The following is a 23,852-nucleotide window of genomic DNA, read 5'->3' as shown; positions in this document are numbered from 1 at the left end:
CGAGTGAAGTTGTCCCCAAGGAATCTGCACAGAGACGTTTGTTCGGGCACGGACGGTGCACACGAGAAGCTAACACTGTCCTTATACGAGGAAGCGGAGACACATCATGGGCATCATCGCGTGGATTGTCATCGGCCTGCTCGCCGGCGCCATCGCCAAGGCCTTGATGCCGGGCAAGGACCCCGGCGGCATCATCGTCACCATGCTCATCGGCGTCGCCGGCGGTCTGCTGGGCGGCTGGCTCGGAAAGGTGCTCTTCGGCGTCGACTCCATCGACGGGTTCTTCGACCTCTCCACCTGGATCGCCGCGATCGTCGGCTCCTTCATCCTGCTCGCCCTCTACCGCCTCGTGACCGGCAACCGGCACTCGCACCGCCACGCATGACCTGCCGATGACGTACGCGCCCGTGCGTATGAACGGCTCCCCCCTGCTCGCGGGGTGGGAGCCGTCGGCATACCCGGCCCCGCTCCCCCGGCCCGCCGTTCCGGCTGCGCCACCGTCGTGCACCTCGAGCCGGCGAGGGCGCGTCGTGAACGTCCGGACAGAACCCTTCCCGGATTCCGCGGACCCACGACACACAGGCGAAGGGGCCCGGCGGTGTGCCGGACCCCTTCTTCTCGTAGCGGGGACAGGATTTGAACCTGCGACCTCTGGGTTATGAGCCCAGCGAGCTACCGAGCTGCTCCACCCCGCGTCGGTGATGCCACTCTACACGGTGGCGTCGGCGGGGTGGCGCGGAGCCGTGCGGCGGTGTCAGCCGCGGACGATGTTCTCGGCCTGAGGTCCCTTCTGGCCCTGGGTCACGTCGAAGGTGACCGGCTCTCCCTCCACCAGTTCCCGGTAGCCGTTGCCGGAGATGTTGGAGTAGTGGGCGAAGACATCCGGTCCGCCGCCGTCCTGGGCGATGAATCCGAAGCCCTTTTCAGAGTTGAACCACTTCACGGTGCCGCTGGCCATGCTGCTTGTCCTTCAGTTCTCGCCGGGGTTCCCGGCTGGTCCGTGTACGGGGGCCTGTCCGTGAGCGGGAGGCACCCGGCTCCGTTCTACCCCGCCGACGCCGGGGTTATCCGACTATTGCGCCGGTTGCGGCGCGTCGTGTGCCCGAGCAGGTGACGGGGGTGGCTGCCGCGGGCCCGTCCGGGGTCGCGCGCCAGGGACGGCCGCGCCCGCGGGCGGGCCTGCTGTTGGTCCACTTCGGCCCGGGGTAGAAGCGATGGCATGACGGATGCAGTACAGGCGGGACTGTGGGGACTCGTGGCCGGCTCGGCACTGCTGCTGGGTGCGGCGCTCGGCTACGGACTCCGGGTACCGCGGAAAGTGATCGCGACCGTGATGGCCTTCGGCGCCGGAGTGCTGATCTCGGCGGTCTCCTTCGAACTGGTCGGGGAGGCCTACGACGAGGCGGGGCTCGCCCCCACCGCCCTGGGCACACTCGCCGGAGCCGTGGCCTACACCGGGGGCAACGTCTGGCTGGCCCGCCGGGGCGCCCGGCACCGCAAACGCTCGGGCGGTGAGCGGACCCAGGCACAGCCGTCGGAGGCGGAGCAGGGCGGTTCCGGGGCCGCACTCGCGTTGGGTGCGCTGCTCGACGGGGTACCGGAGTCCGCGGTCATCGGTGTCGGCCTCCTCGACGGCGGCGCGGTGAGCCTGGTGACCGTGGCAGCGGTGTTCATCAGCAACGTCCCGGAGGGGCTGTCGAGTTCGGCGGGTATGAAGAAGGCCGGACGGACCGCCTCGTACGTCTTCGGAGTCTGGGGAGCCATCGCCGCCGCGAGCACCGTGTCGGCCGTCCTCGGCTACACGGTCGTCGGAGCCTTCTCCCCCGCGGTGATCGCAGCGGTGACGGCCGTGGCGGCGGGCGCCATTCTCGCCATGGTCGCGGACACGATGATTCCCGAGGCCTTCGACGACGCCCACCTGGCCATCGGGCTGATCACCGTGAGCGGCTTCCTGGTGTCCTTCGCCCTGTCCCACGCCTGACCCCGCGAGCGAGGCGTCCGGTCCGCGTCTCCCCCCGGCCGGCTGCGGCTCTCGACCGTCGGCCGTCGGCCCCGAACCCGCTCTTCCCCCGGGGGAGACGGCCGGGGTCATGGACGAGGCCGCGGCCCCGGAGCGCCGCATGACGTCGGGCGCCCCCGCCGCGGCCGACGGTCGTCGAAGCCGGTCGCCACCGGGAGTCAGAGAACCTCAGGTGAAGTACAGCGACGCCTTGTCCATGACGTGGCGGCTGAACATCCCGCCGTACACGACCCTGCCCCGGTACATGGTGACCCTGCTGACCCCGGAGCCCGAGGTCTCCACCGTGAGGGGGCGGCCGATCAGGGATGTCCCGAGGATCCGGGCGTCCGCCGCGGCCCAGGTCCGGGCGGCCGGCTGGACGGCGCCGCTGACCAGGGCGGGCAGGACCATCGCCGCGTTGCGGGCGCCGGCCAGACCGCTGCGGACACTCTTCGCGTAGTCCATGGCCCACCCGGTGAACTGGGCCATCGTCGCTTCGTCCACCGCGGGTAGCGCCGCGGCGAAGACGAACAGTTCCACCTTCGTGCCGAACCATCGCGCTCTGCGGTCCGACCGGCTGCCGATCACCACGGGGCAGTCACGCCAGGTGGACGCCGTCACCGTGCATCCGTCGGACGCCAGCCGTCCGCGGAGCGCCTCCAGATAGGCGTCGGCCGGACCGGCCGGTGGCACCCCATCGGTTCGCTGCTGAGTCATACGCAAGCCCTCCCCCGTCGGTGTCGCAGACCGCCCGGCCGGCCCCGACCGGTCGGACGTCAGCCCATGATCGCGCCTGAAGGGGGCCGCGTAAATACGTGGAGCCTCGCCGTCGCGCCCGCGCCCGCGCGGGGACCCGGGATCCGGCGCCTCCCCCGGACCCGCGTCCCCGCCGTCATGCCGTCATGCCGTCAGGCCGTCAGGCCGTCAGGCCGTCAGGCCGTCAGGAGTGGGCGATACGGCGTACGTTCTCCACATCGCCGCAGCCCGCCTCGAGCTGCCGCTGCCGCTCCTCCAGGAACGCCTCGCCGAGCTCCTCGCGGCGTTCCATGGCGGCGTTCTCGCGCGCCCCGTTGAGGATCGTGCGCTCCTCCTCGTCGGCGTGGTGGGTGACGGCCTGCACGAGCTCTTCGAGCTTCTCGTCCCACTCCTCGGAGCCGACTTCGGCGACTTCCAGGAGTTCGAGGAGCGCCTTGTTGCCCTCCTCGTGCTCCTCCTCGCCGTGCTCCACCTCTTCGTCGTCGATCTTCTTGTAGCGCTTGAGCGCGGGGTACACCTCCGCCTCTTCGGCCAGCGCGTGGGCGATCAGCAGGTCGGCGAACTCCCGCAGCGCGGCCGCCCGGTCGGCTTCGACGCTGCGCATCAGACGAAAGAGGTCTTCCATTCTTCTGTGGTCCCGGAGAATGAGTTCGACGACGTCTCGTGTCTCGGCCATGGAACGGGTTTCACTTTCGTACGGGGGAACCTTGCCGGATCCGACTACCCCCGACGGCCGTCTTCAACAGTCGCGACTCAGACGGCCGCGTCGGCCTTCGAAGCCGCGGGCCCCGCGCTCGTGTGCGGGCCCGCGGTTACGGGCGGGCAACCAGATCGCGCTCGTGCCAGATCCCCGGCTTGCCGTCGAGGTCGGCCGGGCCCACTGCGACGAACCCTGCCTTCGCCAGCACCTTCCGCGATGCCGCGTTGTCTTCGGTGGTGGCCGCGCGCAGGGTGCGCAGCCCGTGACGGGCGATCGCCAGCCGGCACAACTCCCGCACGGTGGCGGTCGCCACGCCCCGGCCCGCGGCCTTCTGGGCGACCCGGTAGCCGAGTTGCGCGGAGCCGTCCTCGAAGTCGTACAGGTTGAACCGGCCGACGACCGAGCCGTCGTCCGCGACGAGCAGGTAGAAGGCGCAGCCGCCCGCCTCCTGCTCGGCCAGCAGGGCCCTGTGCCGGTCGGCGTACTCGTCGAAGAACGCGTCGCCGCGGTCGGGGATCGAGGCGGCGAAGTAGGCGCGGTTCGCCAGCTCGAAGGCCAGGACCGCCGGGGCGTGGTCGGCGTGCAGCCGTGTCAACTCGGGCACCGACCGACCTTACCCGAGCGGTGGGCCCGGAGCGCCGGGCTTCGCGCGGCACCGAGCCGTCGCCGCCACGCCCCCAGCTCACCCGGCGTCCTCGGACACCCTCTTCGACCAGGCACTTCGTCAGCCGCGGTGAGTGGCAGTCCCGGTACGACGGTGCCACCATGAAAGGAGCGGGGCACGAGGCCCCCATCTCTGCTGCGGCGTCGGGGAGTACGCACCCGGGAAGCAAGGGCCACGGCATCGAGACGCCTCGCGCCCCGGGCGGGCGGCGCGGCCATGCTCGCGCATGATGTGCGGCCCGGACGCTCGCCTCCAGGAGGGATCACATGGCCAAGCGTCTGATCGTCTGCTGTGACGGCACATGGAACTTCGCCGACCAGCCCAGCAAGACGAACGTCACCAAGGTCGCCCTGTCCGTCCGTCCGCGGGACGGGGACATGACGCAACGCGTCTACTACCACAGCGGTGTCGGTACGAACCGACGGGAGCGGTTGCGCGGCGGCGCGTTCGGCGTGGGGCTCTCCCGCAACATCGTCGACGCCTACCGCTTCCTGGTCGACAACTACGAGCCGGAGGACCAGCTGTACTTCTTCGGGTTCAGCCGGGGTGCGTTCACCGCCCGCAGTCTGGCCGGTCTGGTGCGCAACTCCGGCATCCTGCGCCGGGAGTACGGAGATCGGGTCGGCGAGGCCTGGACCCTCTACCGCAACCGGACGGAGAAGCCGACGGGCACGGCGTCCACGCTGTTCAGGCGCTCCTACGCGCACGAGACCGGCATCCGTTTCATCGGTGTGTGGGACACCGTCGGGGCCCTGGGCATCCCGATGCCCGCATCGCGTCGGCTCGCGGCGGGCGCGAACCTGTTCAACCGCCGCTGGGCGTTCCACGACACCACGTTGAGCAGCTGGGTGCGGAGCGCGTTCCATGCGCTCGCCGTCGACGAACAGCGCTCGCCGTTCCCTCCCACACTGTGGCACCAGCAGACCGTCACGGACGGCGAGGAGGCACTGCGTCGGCGCGGCGGCAACCCCCAGGAACTCAAGCAGGTGTGGTTCACGGGAGTGCACTGCGACATCGGCGGCGGTTATCCGGAGTCGGCGCTGTCCGACATCCCCCTGCTCTGGATGGTCGGCGAGGCGACGCGCTGCGGCCTGAAGTTCGAGGACACGGCGTTCAGGAGGCCGGAGCCGGGCGCGACACCGTCCGACGACGCCACGGACATCAGGGTGGAGCCCGACGCGATGGGCACCCTGCACGACTCACGGACGGGCCTGTACCGGTGGGTCCCGCCGGTCCCGCGCCCCATCGGCGAGGCCGTCGACGGACGCGAGTTCGTCTCGGACACCGTGCTGCGCCGCCATGACGCCGACCCGGTCTACCGGCCGAGGAAGCTCACCGACTACCTCGAGGGCCGGGACCCGCAGGTCGAGAAGATCCTGGGCGCGGACTAGTCATCGGCCTTACGGATCACCCCCCTCACGTCGAGGCTCGACGGTGCGCGGAGTGTGCCCGGTCGTCGCACGTAGGCCGCCGTGAGCGCCCGCCGGTCGGGTGCCCTCTCCTGCCGTTTCCGCGTTCGGGCGCGTGTCGCGGACACTGGACGGCAGGAGAGGGGAGGCCGACCGTGCTGACCACCGTCCGTGAACACCTCGGGCAGGCCCTGTTCCGCCGGGTCGCCGGCCCCGACGGGCCGACGACGCGCGCCCGCATCCACGACACCCCCGGACCGCGCTGGTTCGCGCCGGAGCACCCGATCCGCACCGTCCACGGCGACGCATCGATGTTCATCGGCGGACTGAGCGCGCTGCTGCTGCAGTCCCTGCATCCCCTCGCCATGGCGGCGGTGGCCGGGCACTCCGGTTACCGCGGCGACCCGTGGGGCCGGCTCCAGCGCACCAGCACCTTCCTCGCCGTGACGACGTACGGCACCGCCGTGGACGCCCAGCGGGCGGTCGACCACGTCCGCGGCATCCACGAGCGGATCCGCGGGACGACAGCCGGCGGCGTGCCGTACCACGCGGCCGACCCGCATCTGCTCGGCTGGGTGCACGCCGCCGAGACGGACAGTTTCCTGCGCGCCCACGAACGCTACGGCGCCGCTCCGCTGGACCCGGCCGGCTACGACGCGTACGTCGCCGACACCGCGCGCATCGCCGAGGCGCTCGGGGTGAGCGACCCGCCTCGCGACCGCCGCGCGCTGTCCGAGCGCCTGGCCTTCTACCGGCGGGAGCTCACCGCGACGCCCGAGGCCCTGGCCGCCGCCCGCTTCCTGCTGTTCCGGCCTCCCCTGCCGCTCGCGGTCCGGCCGCTCTACGGCGGACTGGCAGCGAATGCCGTCGCGCTGCTGCCGGACTGGGCCCGCGGCATGCTGTCGCTGCCCCGCGTCCCGGTCGTCGAGCAGTTCGCCGTGCGTCCGGCCGGGCAGGTCCTGACCCGCACCATCCGCTGGGCCATGACGCCACCGCCCCGGCCGGCCTGAGTGCGCCACGGACGCCTGTCGCCGCAGTCCTCCGCGGGTCCGGTGGCTCGCGGCGGATCACACGACGATGCAGCTCAGGGCCGTGAGCTCGCCGTCCGGCCTGGCCGTGTACACCTGCGGTCCCGCGGCCGAGCGCCGCTCCGACGAGAGGGCCGGGCCGTCGGCGTGATCGTCACGCTGTTCGTCGCGGGAGTGGCCGCGACCGTGGTGGGCGTCGCCCTGCTGTGACACCGGTTGCGGTCGCGGGCGGCGCCCTGGTCAGGCGGTGGACTTCTGCGCCGCGCCGCGCTGGTTGCGCAGTTCCTCGTTCATGCGCTGCGCTTCCTCGAGTTGGTCCTCGAGGATGACGATGCGGCAGGCGGCCTCGACGGGGGTGCCCTGGTCGACGAGTTCGCGGGCACGCGCCGCGATACGCAGTTGGTAGCGGGAGTAGCGGCGGTGACCGCCTTCGGAGCGCAGGGGGGTGATCAGGCGGTGTTCGCCTAGGGCGCGCAGGAACGCGGGGGTGGCGCCGAGCATCTCGGCCGCCCTGCCCATGGTGTAGGCGGGGTAGTCGTCGTCGTCCAGAGGGGCTGGGGGGCGGGTACTGCGTGGGGGCATAGACCTCTTCTTCCGGGGGACGCGTCGGGGGGCCCGGGTGCCTTACCGGCACCCGGGCCCCGAGCTGTCAACACCATCTGCCGACCGACTGCGCCGGCGCCTTGTTCCGCAGGGTCCGCCCGGAGGGGCGGGGCTGCGGGGATCGCTGCTGCGTGACCGGGGACCACCTTCCAATCCGGGGCCTGCGGTACCCGGGCGGACTTCCTCCGCGCCCGGGCGATCCTGATGGCGTCTGCTCCTTACTTTCGACTACACGGTGGTACTGCTACTGCTGGATACCGCGGGTACTGCTCGCGACCCGGCGGGCCGCGTCTTCCTGGACCGCATGTACGGCAGTTCGTGTCTGCCGCACTCTCTCGACTTCTTGAGTACGTCAGAAACAGTAACCCAGCGGCCGACCCATGTCTACTGTCGCCAGCATAGATTTTCTTGGTCACCCTTACCCGCTCTTCTGGGCGGGTCACATCCGGAAGAGTTCCGCCCAGCCACCCGCCCCCGTGGACCCGGCGCGCGACCGCACCGCAGTTCCAGGACGCGGCGACGACACCGGGGCACGGCACCGGGGCACCGCCGTCGAGCGTCGATTCCGTGTCACACGCCTGTCCGTGTCACATGCTTGACAGCAGGGAGGTGCCGCACCCTCACCGGGTGACGCAGAACGACGAGGAACCCGTCGGGTCGGCCGCCCGGAACCGCGCGACCCGGGCGTCGCGCCGTGCGGAACCGGCGACACCGGACGAAAGGCGACGCGTGCGGCCGACGCGGCGATCGCCGGCGTCGAGCGGCAGACCACCGACGCGCCGGGCGCGTCGACACCGGCAACTGCCGACACTGCCCGACCAGGCGTCCCGGGCCGTCCACCGCACTAACCTGACGCCCGACGCCCCATGAATCCGGGCACCCCTACCTGCGGAACGAGGAACACGGCACGTGAAGCGCGACGATCGCACAGGACCGCCCAGCTTCGGCACCGAACGGGACATGCTGCGCGCCTTCCTCGACTATCACCGCGCAACTCTCGCCATGAAGTGCGAAGGGCTCACCGACGAGGAGCTGCGGCGGCGGTCGATGCCTCCGTCGACACTCTCGCTGCTCGGCCTGGTGCGGCACATGGCGGAGGTCGAACGCGCCTGGTTCCGGCGGGTGTTCGAGGACAATGACGCTCCCATGGTCTGGTCGGACGAGATCGACTTCCAGGCCGCCTACGACGCGAGCGCGTCGACCCGGGCAGAGGCGTTCGGCGCCTGGCAGGCGGAGGTGGAGAACTCGCGCCGGGTCGAGCGGGCGGCCGAGTCCCTGGACCAGGCCGGTTACCAGCCGAGGTGGGAGGAGGAGGTGTCGCTGCGGATGGTGATGGTGCACGTGCTCCTGGAGTACGGCCGTCACAACGGGCACGCGGACTTCCTGCGCGAAGGCGTCGACGGAACCGTGGGCGCCTGAGCAACGGGAGGCGTCACCCGAGAAACAGCGTCCGGCCTCTCGACAGCTCCGGGGTAACCAGCGGTAACTTCTGGCGTGTTGCCACCACAATCGCTTTCCCTCCCCAGGAGGCACTCCCCCATGCGCAGACTTCTCGCCTGCCTGACGGCCGCAGCCGCCGCCGTCGGCGCGCTCACCGCGGCCGCGCCCTCGGCGGCGGCGGCCGACTCGGGCTCCTTCAGCGTCCTGTCCTACAACGTCGCGGGCCTGCCGGCGATCATCTCCAGCGCCTCCACGCCCCGCGACACCAGCACCACGGCCATCGGACAGCGCATCGCGCCCTACGACGTCGTCCACGCCCAGGAGGACTTCAACTACCACGCCTACCTCTACGCAGCCGACACCGCGCACGCCCACCGCACCCCGACCAGCGGCGGCGCCGCCATCGGCAGCGGCCTCAACACCCTCTCCAAACTCCCCTACGACACCGACGACTTCGAGCGGGTGCGCTGGAACACCTGCACCTACGGATCGGGCGACTGTCTGACCCCCAAGGGCTTCACGTTCATGCGCGAACGCCTCGCCGAGGGCGTCTACGTCGACTTCTACAACCTGCACACCAACGCCGGCACCAACGCCGACGACCTCGCCGCACGAGCCGCCAACCTCGCCCAGCTGACGGCCTTCATCAAGACCCACTCCGCCGGCAACGCCGTCGTCGTCATGGGCGACACCAACACCCGCTACACCCGATCCGGCGACACCATCGCCGAGTTCGCCGCCGAAAACGAACTCACCGACGCCTGGGTCCAGTTGATCCGCGGCGGCACCCCGCCCGCCAAGGGCAGCGACGCCCTGGTCTGCGACCAGAGCGGCCCCACCGTGCCCAACACCTGCGAGGTCGTCGACAAGGTCCTCTACCGCGGCAGCGGACTGCTCACGCTCAACGCCACGTCCTACAACAACGAGCACGCCAAGTTCCTCACCGGCGACGGACTCATGCTGTCCGACCACGACCCCGTCGCCGTCGGCTTCTCCTGGTCGCGCAACCCGGACTTCCAGCTCAGCGACCAGTTCGGCGGACCGCACGGCGACTACTACAACGACATCACCCGTGTCCCGGCCGGGGCCCGCGCCACGAGCGTCGCCCTGCGGACCGGCGCCCGCGTCGACCAGGTGAGCATCACCCTCGCGGGCGGCACCACCCTCACCCACGGCGGCAACGGCGGCACCGCCGCCTCCCTCACGCTGGGCGGCGACGAGTACCTCACCACCGCCTACCTGTGCCAGGCCCAGAAGGACGGCCACACCCGGATCTTCTACACCAGGTTCACCACCAACCTCGGCCGCACGCTGGCCGGCGGGACCACGACCTCCACGTGCGTCACCCGCACCGCGCCCTCCGGCTGGCAGATAGCCGGGTTCCACGGCCGGTCCGGCGACGCGGTCGACAAGATCGGCTTCGTCTACACCCGGCGTTGAGCCGACCGCCGACGACCTGCGGGCATCCCCGGCCGGTCCCTCGAAGCCCCGGCCCGCGGTCCCCTGCCGGCCTCTCCCGCGCACGACGCCCCGTACCGCGCCGCCGTGCTCCGGGCCGGTCCGGTCGTGCCTGCGCCGAAGCAGCGGGAGACCGGCCGGCGCCCCTCCTTCGCCCCGGGTTCCGTCACGACCCCGGTCTCAGCCCAGTCGGGCGAGTCCGCGCAGCAGTGCGCCGCGACCCCGGTCCGGCACCGTCCACAGGGTCTGGCCCTGGACGCCCCAGCGTTCCAGCAGCGCGTTGGCGGCGAGGAAGCCGCTCGTGGCGGCACGTTCCATGAGCGCCACGGGCAGTTCCGTGCGCACGAGGTCGCCGGCCACCACCAGGCCCGGGTCGCACGTGCGCACGGTGGGCCGGTCGGCGTAGCCGCCCACCGGGAAGAGGGGGCAGTCGGCCCGCCACTCGTGCCGCTCGTCCACCACTCGCGCCGCCCGCGTCTCCGGATACACCCGGTGCAGTTGCTCCACCAGCCGCTTCTGCTCCAGGTCGTGGGCCGGGCGGTCGGGAAGCGCGTAGGCGTGCAGTTCGACGACCGAGCCTGTGGTGCGCGAGGCCCAGCGGGCGGCCTCGCCCTCCCAGCGTTCGAGCACGCTGACGTTGTCGAGGGTCCCGTAGCCGCTGGTCCCGAGGAATCCCGGGCGGTCGGCGGCGACCGGGCGGTCCAGCCACAGGCGTGAGACGAGGAAGGGCGGCGCGGTGCGCAGCCTGCTCGTCCGTCCGCGCCAGGCGGCGTCCGCCAGCCGCGGGGAGTGCGCGACGAGCGCTCTCAGGCCCGCCGCGTCCAGGGCCAGCACGGTGGCGTCGTAGCGCCGCCGCGCGGCGTCGGCGGCGACGAGGAAGCCGCCGTCCGCGGTCGGTTCGACGGCCTCGACGGGGGTGCCGGTGCGCAGCTCGACGCCGTGGCCGCGCAGATAGTCGGCGAGAGGTTCCCAGAGAGCCGCCGGGAAGGGCTCGTCCGGCACGTCGAAGAGCAGCCCCTCGGACGAGCCGAGGAAGTAGATGTGGAACATCAGCACCATCTCCGCCGCCGAGAGGTGACGGGGGTCGGCGAAGAAGCTCCGGGAGAAGACCTCGAACGCGAGGTGGTGGGCGGCCTCGGGAAAGCGGATCGACCGGAGGAAGTCGTGCGCGCTGACGTCGTCGAGCCGCGCGTAGACGTCGGGGACGCGCACGTCCAGGAGGGGCAGCGCGGCGACCGGGTTCATGCGGACGAGGTCGCGCAGTCCGAAGGTCGGGCTCAGGGCCACGAATCCGAGAGCGCTCCAGGGCGGGGTGCGCGGGACGTGCCGGAAGCCGTCGTGCAGGCCGTTGCCGTGCCGCAGGGGGTAGTCGGGCAGCCCGCGCAGGCGCTCCAGCCCCGGATCGGTGCGCCGCAGAAGCCCGCGCAGATTGTAGTACTGGCGGAAGAAGGCGTGGAATCCTCGGCTCATGGTGACGTCGCTGCCGTCGGCGAGGACGGTGGGCCGGCCGGCGAGGCGTCCTCCCAGGACGTCCTCGCGTTCGTAGAGCGTGACCCGCACGCCCCGTTCGGCCAGGGCCGTCGCGGCGGCCAGTCCGGCGATGCCGCCGCCCACGACCGCGGTCGTCGGACGCGGGTCGCCGGTGAGGCGGGGCACGCCCGGCGCGGGGAGCAGCGTGCGGGCACGCCGGTCCCGGCCGCGCCGGGGAGCGGCCGGCCGCGGGGAGCGGGTCATCGGGCGTTCTCCGCGGCGGCGTGCGGGCGGCGGGCGACGACGGTGTGGGTGACGCCGGTCTGCCAGCCCGGCAGGGGCAGCACCCGCACGTCGCGCAGGCCGGCCGCGCGGACCCGGGCGGCGAAGCGGTCCGCGGTGTCGAACTCGACGACGCTGCGCCACAGATGGCGGTAGAGGCCGCCGTCGCCGAGCACGGTGGCGACGGGCAGGACGAGGCCTCGGCACACGCCCGTCCACACCGCGCGGTGGGCGGTGCGGCCGCTCAGGGTGTACTCGTGGACCGCCAGTCGGCCCCCTGGCGCGAGCACGTCGCGCACCGCCGAGAGCACGGCGTCGGGATCGCTGACGTTGCGGAAGAGATAGGCGGCGAAGACCGCGTCGAAGGGGCCGTGCACCCCTGCCTCGGCCAGCCGCTCGACGGGGGCCCGCACGAAGGTCACCCCGCTCCGCCACGGTTTGCCGGCGGCGCGCTCCAGCATGCCGGCCGAGGCGTCCACGGCGGTGATGTCGGCACCGGGCAGGACGGCGGCCAGGGCGGCCGTCGAGGCGCCCGTGCCGCAGCCGAGGTCCAGTACCCGCAGGCCTGCGCCGCCGCGGGGCAGACCGAGACGGCGTGCCGAGCGACGCAGATGGCCGTGGTAGCCGGGGTTGGCGGCGACCAGGGCGTCGTAGCTGCGGGAAGCGTGGTCGAACGCGGCGGCCAGGTCCTCGTCGCGCAGCAGGGTCATACGGTCTCCTCGGTGGGTGCGCGGAACTGCTTCGGGCCGGGGGTCACGGTCCGGGTCGGGGCGTGCGGGGAAGCCAGGGCAGCTCGGCGGCGCTGCGGAGCATCGGCAGGACGGGTGTGCGGATGCCGACGCAGAGGTCCTCGTGAAGACGGGTCTCGCCGTCGAGGAAGCGCAGCAGCCGTCCCATCGGCACCTGGGCGAAGAGCCGGGCGAAGAACGCGGCGCCGTCGACGCGGCCGCTGTCGAGCGCCCGCAGCATCACCGCGTCCATGGCGCGCGAGCGGGCGGAGTGGGCGGGCGGGGGCAGCGGGTGGCGGTCCGCGCGCAGGGCCTCGGCGACGGCCCGCGTCTGACGCTGGACGGCGGAGAACGTGTACCCCGTGGACGGCCGGGTGGCGCCGCCCGCCGTGCCGATGCGGAACACCGACGGTGCCGCCCGGCGGGCGAAGCGGGCGTCGGTCATCGGGATGACGCCGGTCTCGGTCGCGGTGACCTCGAAGCCGCCGAGGCGCAGCACGTCGTCGGTGTAGCGGCGCAGCGCCTCGTCGTAGGCGTGCCGTGGGAGGACGGCGGAGGAGAACCGGGTGTACTCCACGAGGGCCCGGTGTCGGTCCATGGGCAGGAGGTAGCCGAAGGCGAGTCCCTGCGGGGGCTGCGGCACCCGGAAGTCCATGAGCATCGCCGTGCCGGGGTCGAACGCCGGGCGGTCGGTGCGGACGAACCAGCCGCGGAAGTGCTGCAGCAGGGTGGTGCGGGCCGCCGGGAGGCGGGCGAGCGGCCGGGAGTCGAACACCCAGCGGGCGTGCACGGTGACGGGGCGGCCGTCGTGCGTGCGCGCGAGGATCTCGGCGCCGTCGGCGTCGCCGCGCACCGTCTCGACGGCCGCCTCCAGCCGTCGGACGTCGTCGCTGTGGTCCAGGGCGTGGTCGACATGGCGTGCGAAGTCGTCGGAGCGGAGCATCTTGTAGCGGAGCGGGGCGATGTCGTCCTCGGTGGACCGGCCGGCGGGGTCGTGTACGCGCAGCCGCCGCCATTCGGCGGTCACGGCGTCGTCGTAGGGTCCGTCCCCCGCTTCCCAGTAGCACCAGGTGCGGCGGGGCGGACGGAGGGGGCCGGGCGGGGCGTCCAGCAGCAGGGCGGTCACCCGGCGGCCTCGCGGGGCGGGGTGCGAGAGGCGGTGGGCGAGGGAGAGTCCGGCTGCTCCCGCGCCCAGGATGGCCACCTCTGCGTGCGGCACGAGCCGCTCCCTCCGTCCGGCACTCCCACCGGCGGCCCGTCCGCGGCCGGTGAACTGTCAGAAGCATTCACCCGGGGAGGCCTCGGCGGATGCAGGCTCCGCCGGGTTGTCGGCCGTGTGGGCCCCATCTGCCTGATCCGCCGGGGGACGGGGCACGGGGTCAGGGGGCTCGGGGGCTCTCGAGGCAGGGCGCGCCGGAGGGATGGGCTCAGGGGCTCGGCTCGCGTCGCCGGCCCGGCCCGAGCCGGGTGAGGCGCCAGACCACGGCCTTCGCCGCGTCGAACGAGCACCGCCACGCCTGGCGGCAGGCTCGCCGGAGGGAGCGGGCGGGCGACGGGAGGGGGAGCGGAGGCGGGGGCGGGGGCCGGAGCGGCGGGCCGGTCCGGCGGCGGTCGGCGTCCAGGTGGGCCCGCACGGTCGCCCACACCCGGGCGGGGGGCTCGTGCAGCGTCTCGCCCGGTCGGTGGAGGCGGCCGGCCGCGGCGGCGCGTGCGTAGGCGGTGAGCCGTCCACGGCAGGGGGGACACAGGCTCAGGTGCCGCTCGGCGTCGGCGGCCCAGGCCGCCCGATCGCCGTCCAGGACGTGAGCGGCCAGTTCCGCGGAGGGGATGTGGGGCAGTGCCCGCCACTCGGCCACGCCGGTGCCTCCTTCCTGCGCCGCACTCCGGTCGTCACCCCTACCGGGGGACGGGGCACGGCGGATGCATCGCGCACCGCGCACACCTCTGCGGCGGGTGACCGGCCGGGCGACGGAACGATCCGGAGGCCGTACAGAGGTCGCTCGTCCGGTCGCATCGTTTGTGCGTCGGATCATTCGGCGCGGTCGTGTACGCCGCCGTCCTGGAGGAACCGGCTGAGCCGGTGCAGACCGCGCCGAGCGTGGCTCTTGACCGTGCCCAGCGGCCAGCCGGTGAGCGCGGCGATCTGCGGCTGCGTCAGGTCGTCGTAGAAGGCGAGGGTCAGCACACGCCGTTGCGCGGCCGGCAGTCTGGCGAGCTCGCTGCCGACCAGGACCCGGTCGAGCACGGTTTCGGGCTGCGTGGCGTGGTCCACCGACCCGACCGACAGGCGCGCCCCGGCCGCGGCCACCAGCTCGGCGCGTCGCGTGCGCGCCGACAGCGCGTCGGCGATCTTGCGGCGAGTGATCCCGACGAGCCACGCCCCCAGCGCGCCCCGCTCCGGAGCGAACCCCGCACGTCCCCGCCAGGCAGCCAGGAACACCGTCTGGGTGACGTCCTCCGCCTCCCGGGCGTCCGCGAGGGAGCGCAGCGCGAGGGTGTGCACCAGCGCGCCCCACCGGTGGTACACGGCGGCCAGACAGGCTTCGTCACCGGCGACGAAGCCCGCTGCGAGTTCCTCGTCGGCCAGGGAACCCTCCGTCGGAGCCCGCAGCGGGGCACTGCCGGCGCTCTGCTCGGTGACTGGGCGTGCGGTCATGACGCTGCTCCTCGTGCGGGCGGTGACCATGCCGTCGCGGGGCCGTCCCGGGCGGAAGACCGGGTCCCGTGCGGGGGCTCCCTGCCGTGCGGCGGTCGCGGACGGCTGTCGCGGCTCACTCACCATGCGAAGCGTGCACACGGTGCGACAACTCGCATCGTCTGTGCATCGGTTTGCGGGCCGCTTCGGGTGTGCGGCGCCGCCCGATCGCTCGCCCGATCGCTCTTTCGGACGAGAACCGGCCGCACGTTCTGCCCCGATGGCGCATCCGTGGCGGCCTCGTCCGCGGAAGGCATTACGTCAGACCCGAAGCGACCGTGGCGAGAGGAACCGGGATGCGTCCCACCGAGGCGAAGGATCTTCCCGTGCCCGAGAAGGCACCCGATCCTCGGACCGAGCGCCCGCCGAGCAACCGTCCCCGCCCGGCGGACGGCCGCCGCTCCCCCGGCGGCCGCGCATCGGACCCGCCGGACCCGGACGACGGGCCGGACGCGAACAACCCCGCCGCCGTCGACGGCGATGTGCCCGCGGCCGTGGGACGCGTCCTCGACGTGCTGCTGGCCGAACGGGTGGAGCACGCCGCCGCCCTCGACCCGGTGTTCGGCCGTGACCTCGCCGAACGCGTCGCGCGGTGCACCGTCGAGGGAGGCAAACGGATGCGCTCCCAGTTCGTGTGGTGGGCGCTGCGCGCCTGTGGCGGCGGAGCGGCGGAGGCGGAGGCCGCGCTGCGCGTCGGGGCCGCCCTCGAACTGATCCAGACCTGCGCCGTCGTCCACGACGACGTCATGGACGGCTCCCGGCTGCGCCGCGGACGGCTCGCCCTGCACGCGGACGTCACCGCCCAGTACGCCGGCTCCGTGCCCGCCGACCGCGCCCGGCGCTTCGGCGAAGCCGCGGCGATCCTCGCCGGGGACCTGGCCCTGGCCTGGGCCGACGACACCGTCGCGGCCGTCGAGGCGCCCCCGGACACGGCACGCGCCCTGCGCGATCTGTGGAGCGCCATGCGCACGGAGATGGTGGCCGGGCAGTACCTGGACATCCAGGGCCAGGTGACCTCCTCGGTGTCGCTGGCCCGGGCCGTCCGCGCCGCCTGCCTCAAGAGCGCGCTGTACTCGGTCGAACGTCCGCTGGCCCTCGGAGCCGCCCTGGCGGGGGCCGACGGCGCGCAGAGCACGGCCCTGTGCTCGGCGGGCCGGTGCGTCGGCATCGCGTTCCAGCTGCGCGACGACCTCTCCGACGTCTTCGGCGACCCCCGGCGCACCGGCAAAACCGCCGGCGGCGACATCCGGGCGGGCAAACCCACCTACCTGGTGGCGGTGGCGCAGGCCCGTGCGGAGACGACGGGCGACCGCCGGGGGAGCGCCGTGCTGCGGCGCTGCCTCGGCCGCGCCGACCTGTCCGAGAGCGGTCTCGCCGAGGTCCGCGACGTGCTGGAGGCGACCGGCGCCCGTGACCTCGTCGAGGCGAAGATCGACCGGCTGGTCGCCCAGGGGATGCGCCACCTGGACTCCGCGGTCCTGGAGCCGCAGGCCCGAAGGCGCCTTCGACGGCTGCTGCACGCCTCGGCCGGCACGACCCCCACCTCCACCCCCAGCCGCACCTCCGCCTCCACACCCACACCCACACCCGGAGCGTGCGGAGCGGAGGACGGCGGCCCGCCGCTCTCCCTCCTCCTCTCCGTCGGCGCCGACGGAGTCCCGCGATGACCAGAACCGTTCCCGGACCCACGGACCACGTCGTGGTGATCGGCGCCGGGCTCTCCGGCCTGGCGGCGACGCTGCACCTGCTCGGCGCGGGCCGCCGGGTCACCCTGCTCGAACGCGACACGCTGCCCGGAGGCCGCGCCGGACGCCTGGAGCGCGCCGGCTACCGCATCGACACCGGGCCCACCGTGCTGACCATGCCCGACCTCGCCGACGAGGCGTTCGCGGCGGTCGGCGAGAACCTTCGCGACCGCGTCGACCTCATCCCCCTACACCCCGCCTACCGGGCGCTGTTCGCCGACGGCAGCGGCCTCGACGTGCACACCGACCCGCGGGCGATGGAGGCGGAGGTCGAGCGCTTCGCGGGGGGCGCGGAAGCCGCGGGCTACCGACGGCTGCGCGCGTGGCTGGAGCGATTGTACCGGGCTCAGATGCGGCGCTTCATCGACGCCAACTTCGACTCCCCCTTCCAACTGCTGACCCCGGACCTGGCCCGGCTCGCCGCCCTCGGCGGATTCGGACGGCTGGACGCGAGGATCGGCCGTCATCTGCACGACGAACGGCTGCGCCGCGTCTTCTCCTTCCAGGCGCTGTACGCCGGAGTCACCCCGGCTCGGGCCCTGGCCGCGTACGCCGTGATCGCCTACATGGACACCGTCGCCGGGGTGTACTTCCCCCGCGGGGGCATGCACGCCCTTCCGCAGGCCATGGCGGACGCCGCCGCGAAAGCGGGCGCCGATCTGCGGTTCGGCCAGGACGTCACCCGGCTGGAACGCTCCGTCGACCGGGTCACCGCCGTCGTCACCGGCCAGGACCGCATCGCCTGCGACGCCGTGGTCCTGACACCGGACCTGCCGGTCTCCTACGCGCTCCTCGGTCGCACACCGCGCCGCCCGCTGGGGATCCGGCACGCGCCGTCGGCCGTCGTCCTGCACGCCGGAACCGACCGCACCTGGCCCGGACTCGCCCACCACACCCTGTCGTTCGGGGCGCGGTGGCACCGCACCTTCGACGAACTCACCCGCGAGGGGCGCCTGATGAGCGACCCGTCGCTGCTCATCACCCGGCCCACCGCCACCGATCCGGCGCTCGCCCCGCCCGGCCGCCACCTCCACTACATCCTGGCCCCCTGCCCCAACACCGACATCGGGCCGGGCGCCGCCGCCTGGAGCGACCTCGCACCGCGCTACCGCGACAGCGTGCTGCGGGAACTCGACCGACGCGGACTCGACGGCATCGCCGACGCCGTGGAGGAGGAGGTCCTCGTCACCCCGGCCGACTGGACGGCCCAGGGACACGCGGCCGGCACCCCCTTCTCCGCCGCCCACACCTTCGCGCAGACCGGCCCGTTCCGGCCGCGCAACCTCGTCCGCGGCACCGACAACGCCGTGCTCGCGGGCTGCGGCACCACACCCGGGGTCGGCGTCCCCACCGTGCTGCTGTCGGGCAAGCTCGCCGCGGCGCGGATCACCGGCCGGCACGCGCCCCCCGGACCGCGGCACGGGCGCCCCCCGACGGCGGTGGCCGTCGCACCGGCCATGTCTCCCGGATCGCCCGTTCCGCCCGTGTCACCCCTGCAGAGAGGAACGCGCCCGTGACCGCCCGGGAACTCGACGCGGCGCGCATCACCGAACCGGCGCTGCGCGCGGCCTACGCACAATGCCGTCGGCTCAACGCCCGGCACGGCAGGACCTACTTCCTCGCCACCCGGCTGCTGCCCGTGGAGCGCCGTCCCGCCGTCCACGCCCTCTACGGCTTCGCCCGCTGGGCCGACGACATCGTCGACTCCCTGGAGGCGGACGTCCCCGTCCATCGCCGCGCGGCCGACCTCGCCGGCCTCCAGGAGCGCCTGCGCCGCGGGCTCCGGGACGGCCGCAGCACCGAGCCGGTGGTCCTCGCGCTCGCCGACACGGCCCGGCGCTACGCGATCGACCACCAGCACTTCGACGACTTCATGGCGTCCATGCGCAGCGACCTGGAGGTCACCGACTACCCGACCTACGCCGACCTGCGCGCCTACATGCACGGTTCGGCCGCGGTGATCGGGCTGCAGATGCTGCCGATCCTGGGCACCGTGGTCCCCCGCGAGGAAGCGGTCCCGCACGCCGCGGCCCTGGGGGTCGCCTTCCAGCTGAGCAACTTCCTGCGCGACGCGGGCGAGGACCTCGACCGCGGACGCGTCTACCTGCCCGCCGACCTGCTGTCCGCGCACGGCGTGGACCGCGAGCTGCTGCACTGGAGCCGGAGCACCGGCCGCCGCGACCCACGGATCCGCGCGGCCCTCGAAGCCTTCGCGCACCTGACCCGCGGCGTCTACCGCGAGGCCGCGCCGGGAATCGCGATGCTCGACCCGGTGTCCCGTCCCTGTATCCGCACCGCCTTCGTGCTGTACGGCGGCATCCTGGACGCGGTCGCCGCCGACGGGTACACCGTGCTGCACCGCCGTGCCGTGGTCCCGCGGCGACGGCGCGCCGCGGTGGCCGCGGACGGACTGGTGCGCCTGCTGGCCGCCCGCGCCGCGGCCCGCGCGGGCCGCCGGCCGGTGCTGCTCTCCCCCACGCCCGCGCCCGCCGGACGGATGCCCACGGCGTCCGGGACCGCTGCGGCGGCGCCCCTGCACGAGGAGGCCGTGTGAGCCCTGACCGTTCCCCGCGCCGCGGACGCCTTCCGCTGTCGCTGCGCAGGCACCCGGTCGCCTGGGAGCGACAGCGCCCGACCTGGCGCGAGGCCCGTCCGGCGGTGATCGCCCGGGCGCTCAAGCACGCGCAGGCCCGCCCGTCGGGCAACTGGTACGTCGTGGGCGCGAGCCGGGACGTCCGCGACGACCGGCCCCTGGCCCGCACGGTCGCCGGGCAGGAGATCGTCGTCTGGCGCGACGCCTCGGGCCGGCTCGTCGCCGGGCCGGGAATCTGCCCTCATCTGGGGGCGCCGCTGCGCGACAGCCCCGTGCGGTGCGGCACCCTGGTCTGCCACTGGCACGGACTCGCCCTGCGCGGCGGTCCGTTCGCGGGCTGGGACCCCGTGCCCGCACACGACGACGGCGTGCTGGTGTGGGTGCGTCTGGACGACGTGGGCGGCGAGCCTCCTCTCGAGGCACCGGTGGTGCCGGTCAGGCCCGCCCTGGCGCGCGCGGTGTCGGCCGTCTACGTCGGCATCGGCACGTGCGAGCCGGAGGACGTGGTGGCCAACCGGCTGGACCCGTGGCACGGCGCCTGGTTCCACCCCTACTCCTTCGTCGACCTGACCGTCGTCGAGGTCCCCGGAGCGAAGGCACGCGGTACGGGGGAGGCACCCGGGACCGCGACGGCGCACGACGCGGAGGGGGAGGACGGTTTCACCGTCGACGTCTCCTTCAAGCTCGCCGGCCGGCTGGTGGTGCCCGTCCGTGCGGTGTTCACCGCGCCCGAGCCGCGCACCGTCGTCATGCGCATCACCGGGGGCGAGGGCCGCGGGTCGGTGGTGGAGACCCACGCGACGCCGCTCGGGCACGACGACCGGGGCAGGCCGCGTACGGCGGTGGTGGAGGCGGTCGTGGCGGCGTCGGACCGGCCCGGTTTCGGTGTGGCGCGCACGTTGTCGCCGCTGCTGCGTCCGCTGGTGCGTGCCGCCGCCGGACGTCTGTGGCGTGACGACCTGGCCTACGCGCGACGGCGCTGGCACCTGCGCTCGACGGGGCGTTTCCCCGGCTGAGCGGGTCCCCATCCTGCACCCGTCGCATCCGTCGTTCTCATCGCCGTTGCCGGTGGGCGGGCGGCTCGGGCAGGGCGTCGACCGCCGTGCGGAGGAAGGTGAGGGCGCGCGGGAGGTCGTGCAGCCGCTCGGCCAGGATGCCCAGCCCGAGGCGCAGGCTGTGGGCGGGCACACGGCGGGCGGTGAGGATGCCGGCGCTCCACGTGATGAACGTCGTGAACAGGTCGGCGTCGTCGACGTAGAGGGCGGTGGCCAGGAAGTCGACGATGTGGGCGAGGTCTTCGGCGGTGCGTTCACGCTGGGCGGCCGTGTAGGAGCGCATGGCGGGCCACCGCTCGTCCAGGTCGCCCACGCACTGCCGGACCAGGGTGGTCCGGCTGCCCTTGACGAGGGTGTACTCCTGGTCGGCGAGGTGAGGAAGGCCGTCGGCCCGGTGCCTTCGGTCCGTCCGCGGCGCGGTGACGCCCCGGGCGAGGCGGTCCGCGGCGGCGCGGGCGTCGGGGGCCCAGACGTCGGCCTGGATGAGGCGGGCGTAGCGCCCGTCCGGGCCGAACGCGGCACCGCCGACCATGACGGGGACACCGACGGACTGCACGGCGGTCACCGCCTTGTGCGCGGCGGGCAGGTGGGTGGGGATCGAGGCGGACAGCAGCACGGCGTCGGGGTTCGTCCGGTGCACGTGTGCGACGAGATGCGCGGTGGAGGTGCGGGCGCCGAGGAAGTCCACCCGCCAGCCGCGTCTGACCAGCACTTCGGCGAGCAGCCGGGCGGGCAGGAAGTGCCACTCACCGTCGACGCAGGCCACCGTGATCCGCCCCCGCTCGTGCGGACCGGACGGCATGGGTCGGCGGTGGGCGAGGGCGGCCACGACCCGGTCGGTGATCGCGCTGGCGGCGTGCTCCTCGGCCACGCTGATCCGGTCGGCGGCCCACTCCTCTCCCACGCGATGCTGCACACCGGCGACGACGTCCAGCAACAGCGTCTCCTCGTCCGCTCCCGCGTCGGCCGCCTCGGTCACCATCCGCACGGCGGCCGGCTCGTCCCTGGCGACCACGGCGGTCCACAGCCGGGCCGACAGCGCCTTCGGGTCCGTGCCGGATCCGGCGCCCGCCGTCACCGCCGCGCTCGGTGCGCAGGTCGGTCCCGGTGCCCGTCGACGACGGGGTCCGCGCCGTGGCCGGCGGCGGAGTTGGTGATCGCGAGGGTGGCCAGGTCGTCGTGGCGGCCCTCCCCGAGCCACTGCGCGGCCAGCATCTGCACGCGCTCCACCACCGCCCCGGCGGGCATCCGCGCACACTCCCGCAGCGCTGTCTGCAGCCGGGCCTCGCCGTAGAGCTGGTCGCCCAGCGGCCCGCCGCGGGCCTCGGTGACACCGTCCGTGTACAGCAGGCACGTCTCCCCCGGCGCCAGGACGACGTTGGCACTGCGCGCGGTGACCTCGGGCAGCGCGCCCACCAGCGTTCCGCCGGTGGCGGCCTCCTCGACCCGGCCGTCGGCGCGGATGATCAGCGGCGGCAGATGCCCCGCGCTGGTCAGCCGCAGTTCCACCTGATCCGCCCGGCGGCGCACGGAGGCCAGCACCAGGGTCACGAACCGCGTGTGGTGGGAGTCGAGGAGGGCGTTGTTGAGAAGGGTGAGGACCTGCCGGTGGTCACCGGACAGCGGCAGGAGCGCATGCAGGACACTGCGGATCTTCCCGGTCAGCACGGCGGCTTCCAGCCCCTTGCCGGCCACGTCGCCCAGGACGACGAACGTCTCCTTCGACGGGTCCGCGCCGGGATGGACGTCGTAGAAGTCACCGCCGACGAGCTCGTGGTCCAGCGACGCCCGGAAGGCGCCCGCGTACTCCACGCCGTGGACCCGTTCCAGGCGCGGGGGAAGCAGCTCCCGGAGCAGTGTGGCCGTGATGGAGGCCTGCTCCGCGTACAGACGCGCCGCGGACAGCGCCGCCCCGGCCCGCGCGGCGAAAAGCCCGGCGAAGACCTCCTCGCCGTCGGTGAACGCACGGTGAGTGCTGGAGCGCAGCAGCATCAGCACTCCGGCCGGGACCCCGTGCCCGGGCAGCGGCGTGATGATCACCGATCCGATCGGGCCGTCGGAACCGGGCGGGAGCGCCCAGTCCGGCAGACCGTCCGGGTCGATCCATCGGGTGGGGACGGGCGGGAATCCCTGCAACGCCTCCGCGAGTCCGGGCACCGCCGCCGGTTCTATCTGCGCCACCGTCCGGGTGAGTGCGCCGCCCGCCTGCGCGTACGTCAGGGAATGGCGGCGTCCTCGGGCCGGGGCGACGATGACCGCCGCGTCGGCCAGATGGTCGGCGGCCATCCTCGCCGTCACCTCGGTGCAGCGGTCCACGTTCAGTGACGACAGCAGCGCGCCGGAGATGTCGGCGAGCAGTGCCGTGCGCTCGCGTTCGCTGCGCAGCGCCCGCCGCGCGGAGCGGAGATCGGTGTCCTCCACCAGCCACCACACCACGTTCCCGCCCTCACCGGGCGAGGGATGCGCCGCGAACGTGCGGTCGGCGACCGCGCCGGAGACCGTGTCCGGCGGCGTTCGGGTCGTGCGCAGGCTGTCGTGCGCCTGCGCGAGCCAGTGCGGCAGGCCGCCCTCCGTGAGGTCCTTCCCGGCCTGGCGGGAGAACAGGCTGCGGGCAGCGCGGTTCGCTTCGACGAGGTTCCCGCCGCCGTCGACGACGAGCACGGGGCCGGGGGCGGCGCTCCACGCCCTGCCCACGCCGACGCCGTGCGGAATGTCGGATATGTTCGGAGAAGCAGTCACGAGCGGGGGGACGCGGCGCGCACCCCACCGCCTCTCTGCCGTTCAGAAAAAGTTGCCATCCGGCAACCATCTCTCATCCTCCGGGCCCGTGCAACGTCCGGAGTGATTCCTCACGACTTCACCACCTCGGCGTGTTCCGTCCGCCGCACCGGTACGTCCGCGGGCGAGGCCGTCCCCTGCCCGTCGTCAGGCGGCCGACCACTGATGCGGTCTGGCTCCCCGCCACTCGACCCATCGCGCGTCGTCGACCACGCGGTCCGGGTCGGCGACGCCGGCCGCTTCGAGGAACACGGTCAGATCGTGGTCCGAGTAGGCGGTGCCGAGAATCTCGTCCCGCCCGCCGGTGTGCACGGTCACCCGCCGGCCGCCCGACGGGGACGGCCGGTGGACGACGATCGGAGCACCGGCCACACCTCCAGCGTGCCTCCCGGACGACGCCCGAGCCAGTCCGCGGCGGCCGGAGTCCGACGCGTCGGTGCGAGGGCACG

At 73.6% G+C, this 23,852-nt stretch carries 24 protein-coding genes and 1 tRNA gene; 10 read left to right on the top strand and 15 right to left on the bottom strand.

Translation table 11 applies throughout. The features are described from left to right. Positions 1-106: 106 nt before the first annotated feature. A complete protein-coding gene (locus tag C6376_RS42920) occupies positions 107-385 on the top strand; it encodes a GlsB/YeaQ/YmgE family stress response membrane protein (protein WP_107448585.1) in 279 nt (92 codons plus the stop codon). A gap of 236 nt (positions 386-621) precedes the next feature. On the opposite strand, the gene C6376_RS42915 is transcribed toward C6376_RS42920, so the two are convergent. Both C6376_RS42915 and C6376_RS42910 read right to left on the bottom strand, forming a co-directional pair. Then, positions 622-695: transfer RNA gene (locus C6376_RS42915), tRNA-Met, on the bottom strand. A 59-nt stretch (positions 696-754) separates the two neighbouring features. Then, positions 755-958, bottom strand: a complete 204-nt coding sequence (locus C6376_RS42910) for a cold-shock protein (RefSeq protein WP_009192932.1) — start codon at positions 956-958, stop codon at positions 755-757. 261 nt (positions 959-1,219) lie between these two features. On the opposite strand from C6376_RS42910, the gene C6376_RS42905 reads away from it, so the two are divergent. Next, positions 1,220-1,981 (top strand): ZIP family metal transporter, encoded by a 762-nt coding sequence (locus tag C6376_RS42905; RefSeq protein ID WP_107448584.1) that lies wholly within the window; start codon positions 1,220-1,222, stop codon positions 1,979-1,981. A gap of 207 nt (positions 1,982-2,188) precedes the next feature. On the opposite strand, the gene C6376_RS42900 is transcribed toward C6376_RS42905, so the two are convergent. The 3 genes from C6376_RS42900 to C6376_RS42890 all read right to left on the bottom strand — a co-directional run bounded on the left by C6376_RS42900 (position 2,189) and on the right by C6376_RS42890 (position 4,059). Beyond that, a complete protein-coding gene (locus tag C6376_RS42900; RefSeq protein WP_107448583.1) occupies positions 2,189-2,716 on the bottom strand; it encodes a hypothetical protein in 528 nt (175 codons plus the stop codon). Between the two features lie 223 nt (positions 2,717-2,939). Beyond that, positions 2,940-3,431, bottom strand: coding sequence for a hemerythrin domain-containing protein (locus C6376_RS42895; RefSeq protein ID WP_107448582.1), 492 nt, complete (start codon positions 3,429-3,431; stop codon positions 2,940-2,942). 136 nt (positions 3,432-3,567) lie between these two features. Next, positions 3,568-4,059: a GNAT family N-acetyltransferase gene (locus tag C6376_RS42890; RefSeq protein WP_107448581.1), complete on the bottom strand. Its 492-nt coding sequence runs from the start codon at positions 4,057-4,059 to the stop codon at positions 3,568-3,570. Positions 4,060-4,385: 326 nt separating this feature from the next. Here C6376_RS42890 and C6376_RS42885 point away from each other — a divergent pair, with 326 nt between their 5' ends. Together C6376_RS42885 and C6376_RS42880 are read left to right on the top strand one after the other, a co-directional pair. Further along, positions 4,386-5,510, top strand: coding sequence for a DUF2235 domain-containing protein (locus C6376_RS42885; RefSeq protein WP_107448580.1), 1,125 nt, complete (start codon positions 4,386-4,388; stop codon positions 5,508-5,510). A gap of 173 nt (positions 5,511-5,683) precedes the next feature. Further along, a complete protein-coding gene (locus C6376_RS42880; protein WP_107448579.1) occupies positions 5,684-6,538 on the top strand; it encodes an oxygenase MpaB family protein in 855 nt (284 codons plus the stop codon). Between the two features lie 57 nt (positions 6,539-6,595). Here the strand turns inward: C6376_RS42880 and C6376_RS44320 are convergent, their stop codons facing one another. Further along, complete coding sequence (locus tag C6376_RS44320; RefSeq protein ID WP_159083465.1) at positions 6,596-6,769, bottom strand: hypothetical protein; 174 nt, start codon at positions 6,767-6,769, stop codon at positions 6,596-6,598. A 27-nt stretch (positions 6,770-6,796) separates the two neighbouring features. Next, complete coding sequence (locus C6376_RS42875) at positions 6,797-7,138, bottom strand: MerR family transcriptional regulator (RefSeq protein ID WP_107448578.1); 342 nt, start codon at positions 7,136-7,138, stop codon at positions 6,797-6,799. A gap of 930 nt (positions 7,139-8,068) precedes the next feature. On the opposite strand from C6376_RS42875, the gene C6376_RS42870 reads away from it, so the two are divergent. Beyond that, positions 8,069-8,578: a DinB family protein gene (locus tag C6376_RS42870; RefSeq protein ID WP_107448577.1), complete on the top strand. Its 510-nt coding sequence runs from the start codon at positions 8,069-8,071 to the stop codon at positions 8,576-8,578. 120 nt (positions 8,579-8,698) lie between these two features. Then, a complete protein-coding gene (locus C6376_RS42865) occupies positions 8,699-10,039 on the top strand; it encodes a jacalin-like lectin (RefSeq protein ID WP_107448576.1) in 1,341 nt (446 codons plus the stop codon). A 198-nt stretch (positions 10,040-10,237) separates the two neighbouring features. On the opposite strand, the gene C6376_RS42855 is transcribed toward C6376_RS42865, so the two are convergent. From C6376_RS42855 to C6376_RS42835, 5 genes are all read right to left on the bottom strand, one after another. Continuing rightward, complete coding sequence (locus C6376_RS42855) at positions 10,238-11,791, bottom strand: FAD-dependent oxidoreductase (protein WP_107448575.1); 1,554 nt, start codon at positions 11,789-11,791, stop codon at positions 10,238-10,240. Beyond that, positions 11,788-12,519: a methyltransferase domain-containing protein gene (locus tag C6376_RS42850; protein ID WP_107448574.1), complete on the bottom strand. Its 732-nt coding sequence runs from the start codon at positions 12,517-12,519 to the stop codon at positions 11,788-11,790. The genes C6376_RS42855 and C6376_RS42850 overlap by 4 nt, the downstream gene beginning before the upstream one ends. Before the next feature lie 43 nt (positions 12,520-12,562). Further along, the gene (locus tag C6376_RS42845; RefSeq protein ID WP_107448573.1) at positions 12,563-13,756 is read right to left on the bottom strand and encodes a lycopene cyclase family protein; all 1,194 of its coding nucleotides are present in this window, start codon (positions 13,754-13,756) and stop codon (positions 12,563-12,565) included. Between the two features lie 208 nt (positions 13,757-13,964). Next, positions 13,965-14,393 carry a hypothetical protein gene (locus C6376_RS42840; protein WP_107448572.1) on the bottom strand — a complete coding sequence of 143 codons (429 nt, stop codon included), beginning with the start codon at positions 14,391-14,393 and terminating at the stop codon, positions 13,965-13,967. A 173-nt stretch (positions 14,394-14,566) separates the two neighbouring features. Beyond that, positions 14,567-15,193 (bottom strand): sigma-70 family RNA polymerase sigma factor, encoded by a 627-nt coding sequence (locus tag C6376_RS42835; RefSeq protein ID WP_107448571.1) that lies wholly within the window; start codon positions 15,191-15,193, stop codon positions 14,567-14,569. Positions 15,194-15,558: 365 nt separating this feature from the next. Between C6376_RS42835 and C6376_RS42830 the strand changes: the two genes are divergently transcribed. The 4 genes from C6376_RS42830 to C6376_RS42815 are packed head-to-tail and all read left to right on the top strand — an operon-like array spanning position 15,559 to position 20,586. After that, a complete protein-coding gene (locus C6376_RS42830) occupies positions 15,559-16,899 on the top strand; it encodes a polyprenyl synthetase family protein (protein ID WP_254076301.1) in 1,341 nt (446 codons plus the stop codon). Further along, the gene (locus C6376_RS42825) at positions 16,896-18,494 is read left to right on the top strand and encodes a phytoene desaturase (RefSeq protein WP_107448569.1); all 1,599 of its coding nucleotides are present in this window, start codon (positions 16,896-16,898) and stop codon (positions 18,492-18,494) included. Before C6376_RS42830 ends, C6376_RS42825 begins: the two co-directional genes overlap by 4 nt. Then, on the top strand, positions 18,491-19,531 hold the full coding sequence (locus C6376_RS42820) for a phytoene/squalene synthase family protein (protein WP_107448568.1): 1,041 nt from the start codon (positions 18,491-18,493) through the stop codon (positions 19,529-19,531). Before C6376_RS42825 ends, C6376_RS42820 begins: the two co-directional genes overlap by 4 nt. Further along, positions 19,528-20,586 carry a DUF5914 domain-containing protein gene (locus C6376_RS42815; RefSeq protein ID WP_107448567.1) on the top strand — a complete coding sequence of 353 codons (1,059 nt, stop codon included), beginning with the start codon at positions 19,528-19,530 and terminating at the stop codon, positions 20,584-20,586. The genes C6376_RS42820 and C6376_RS42815 overlap by 4 nt, the downstream gene beginning before the upstream one ends. Before the next feature lie 37 nt (positions 20,587-20,623). Here C6376_RS42815 and C6376_RS42810 read toward each other — a convergent pair whose 3' ends face one another. The 3 genes from C6376_RS42810 to C6376_RS42800 all read right to left on the bottom strand — a co-directional run bounded on the left by C6376_RS42810 (position 20,624) and on the right by C6376_RS42800 (position 23,775). Continuing rightward, positions 20,624-21,703 (bottom strand): B12-binding domain-containing protein, encoded by a 1,080-nt coding sequence (locus C6376_RS42810; RefSeq protein WP_173985549.1) that lies wholly within the window; start codon positions 21,701-21,703, stop codon positions 20,624-20,626. Next, complete coding sequence (locus C6376_RS42805) at positions 21,700-23,364, bottom strand: PP2C family protein-serine/threonine phosphatase (protein WP_254076300.1); 1,665 nt, start codon at positions 23,362-23,364, stop codon at positions 21,700-21,702. The genes C6376_RS42810 and C6376_RS42805 overlap by 4 nt, the downstream gene beginning before the upstream one ends. Before the next feature lie 186 nt (positions 23,365-23,550). Next, a complete protein-coding gene (locus C6376_RS42800) occupies positions 23,551-23,775 on the bottom strand; it encodes a hypothetical protein (protein ID WP_107448564.1) in 225 nt (74 codons plus the stop codon). Positions 23,776-23,852: the final 77 nt, after the last annotated feature.

It is taken from the genome of Streptomyces sp. P3 (genome assembly GCF_003032475.1).
GTDB lineage: Bacteria > Actinomycetota > Actinomycetes > Streptomycetales > Streptomycetaceae > Streptomyces.
This window is presented reverse-complemented; position numbering and strand designations above follow the sequence as displayed.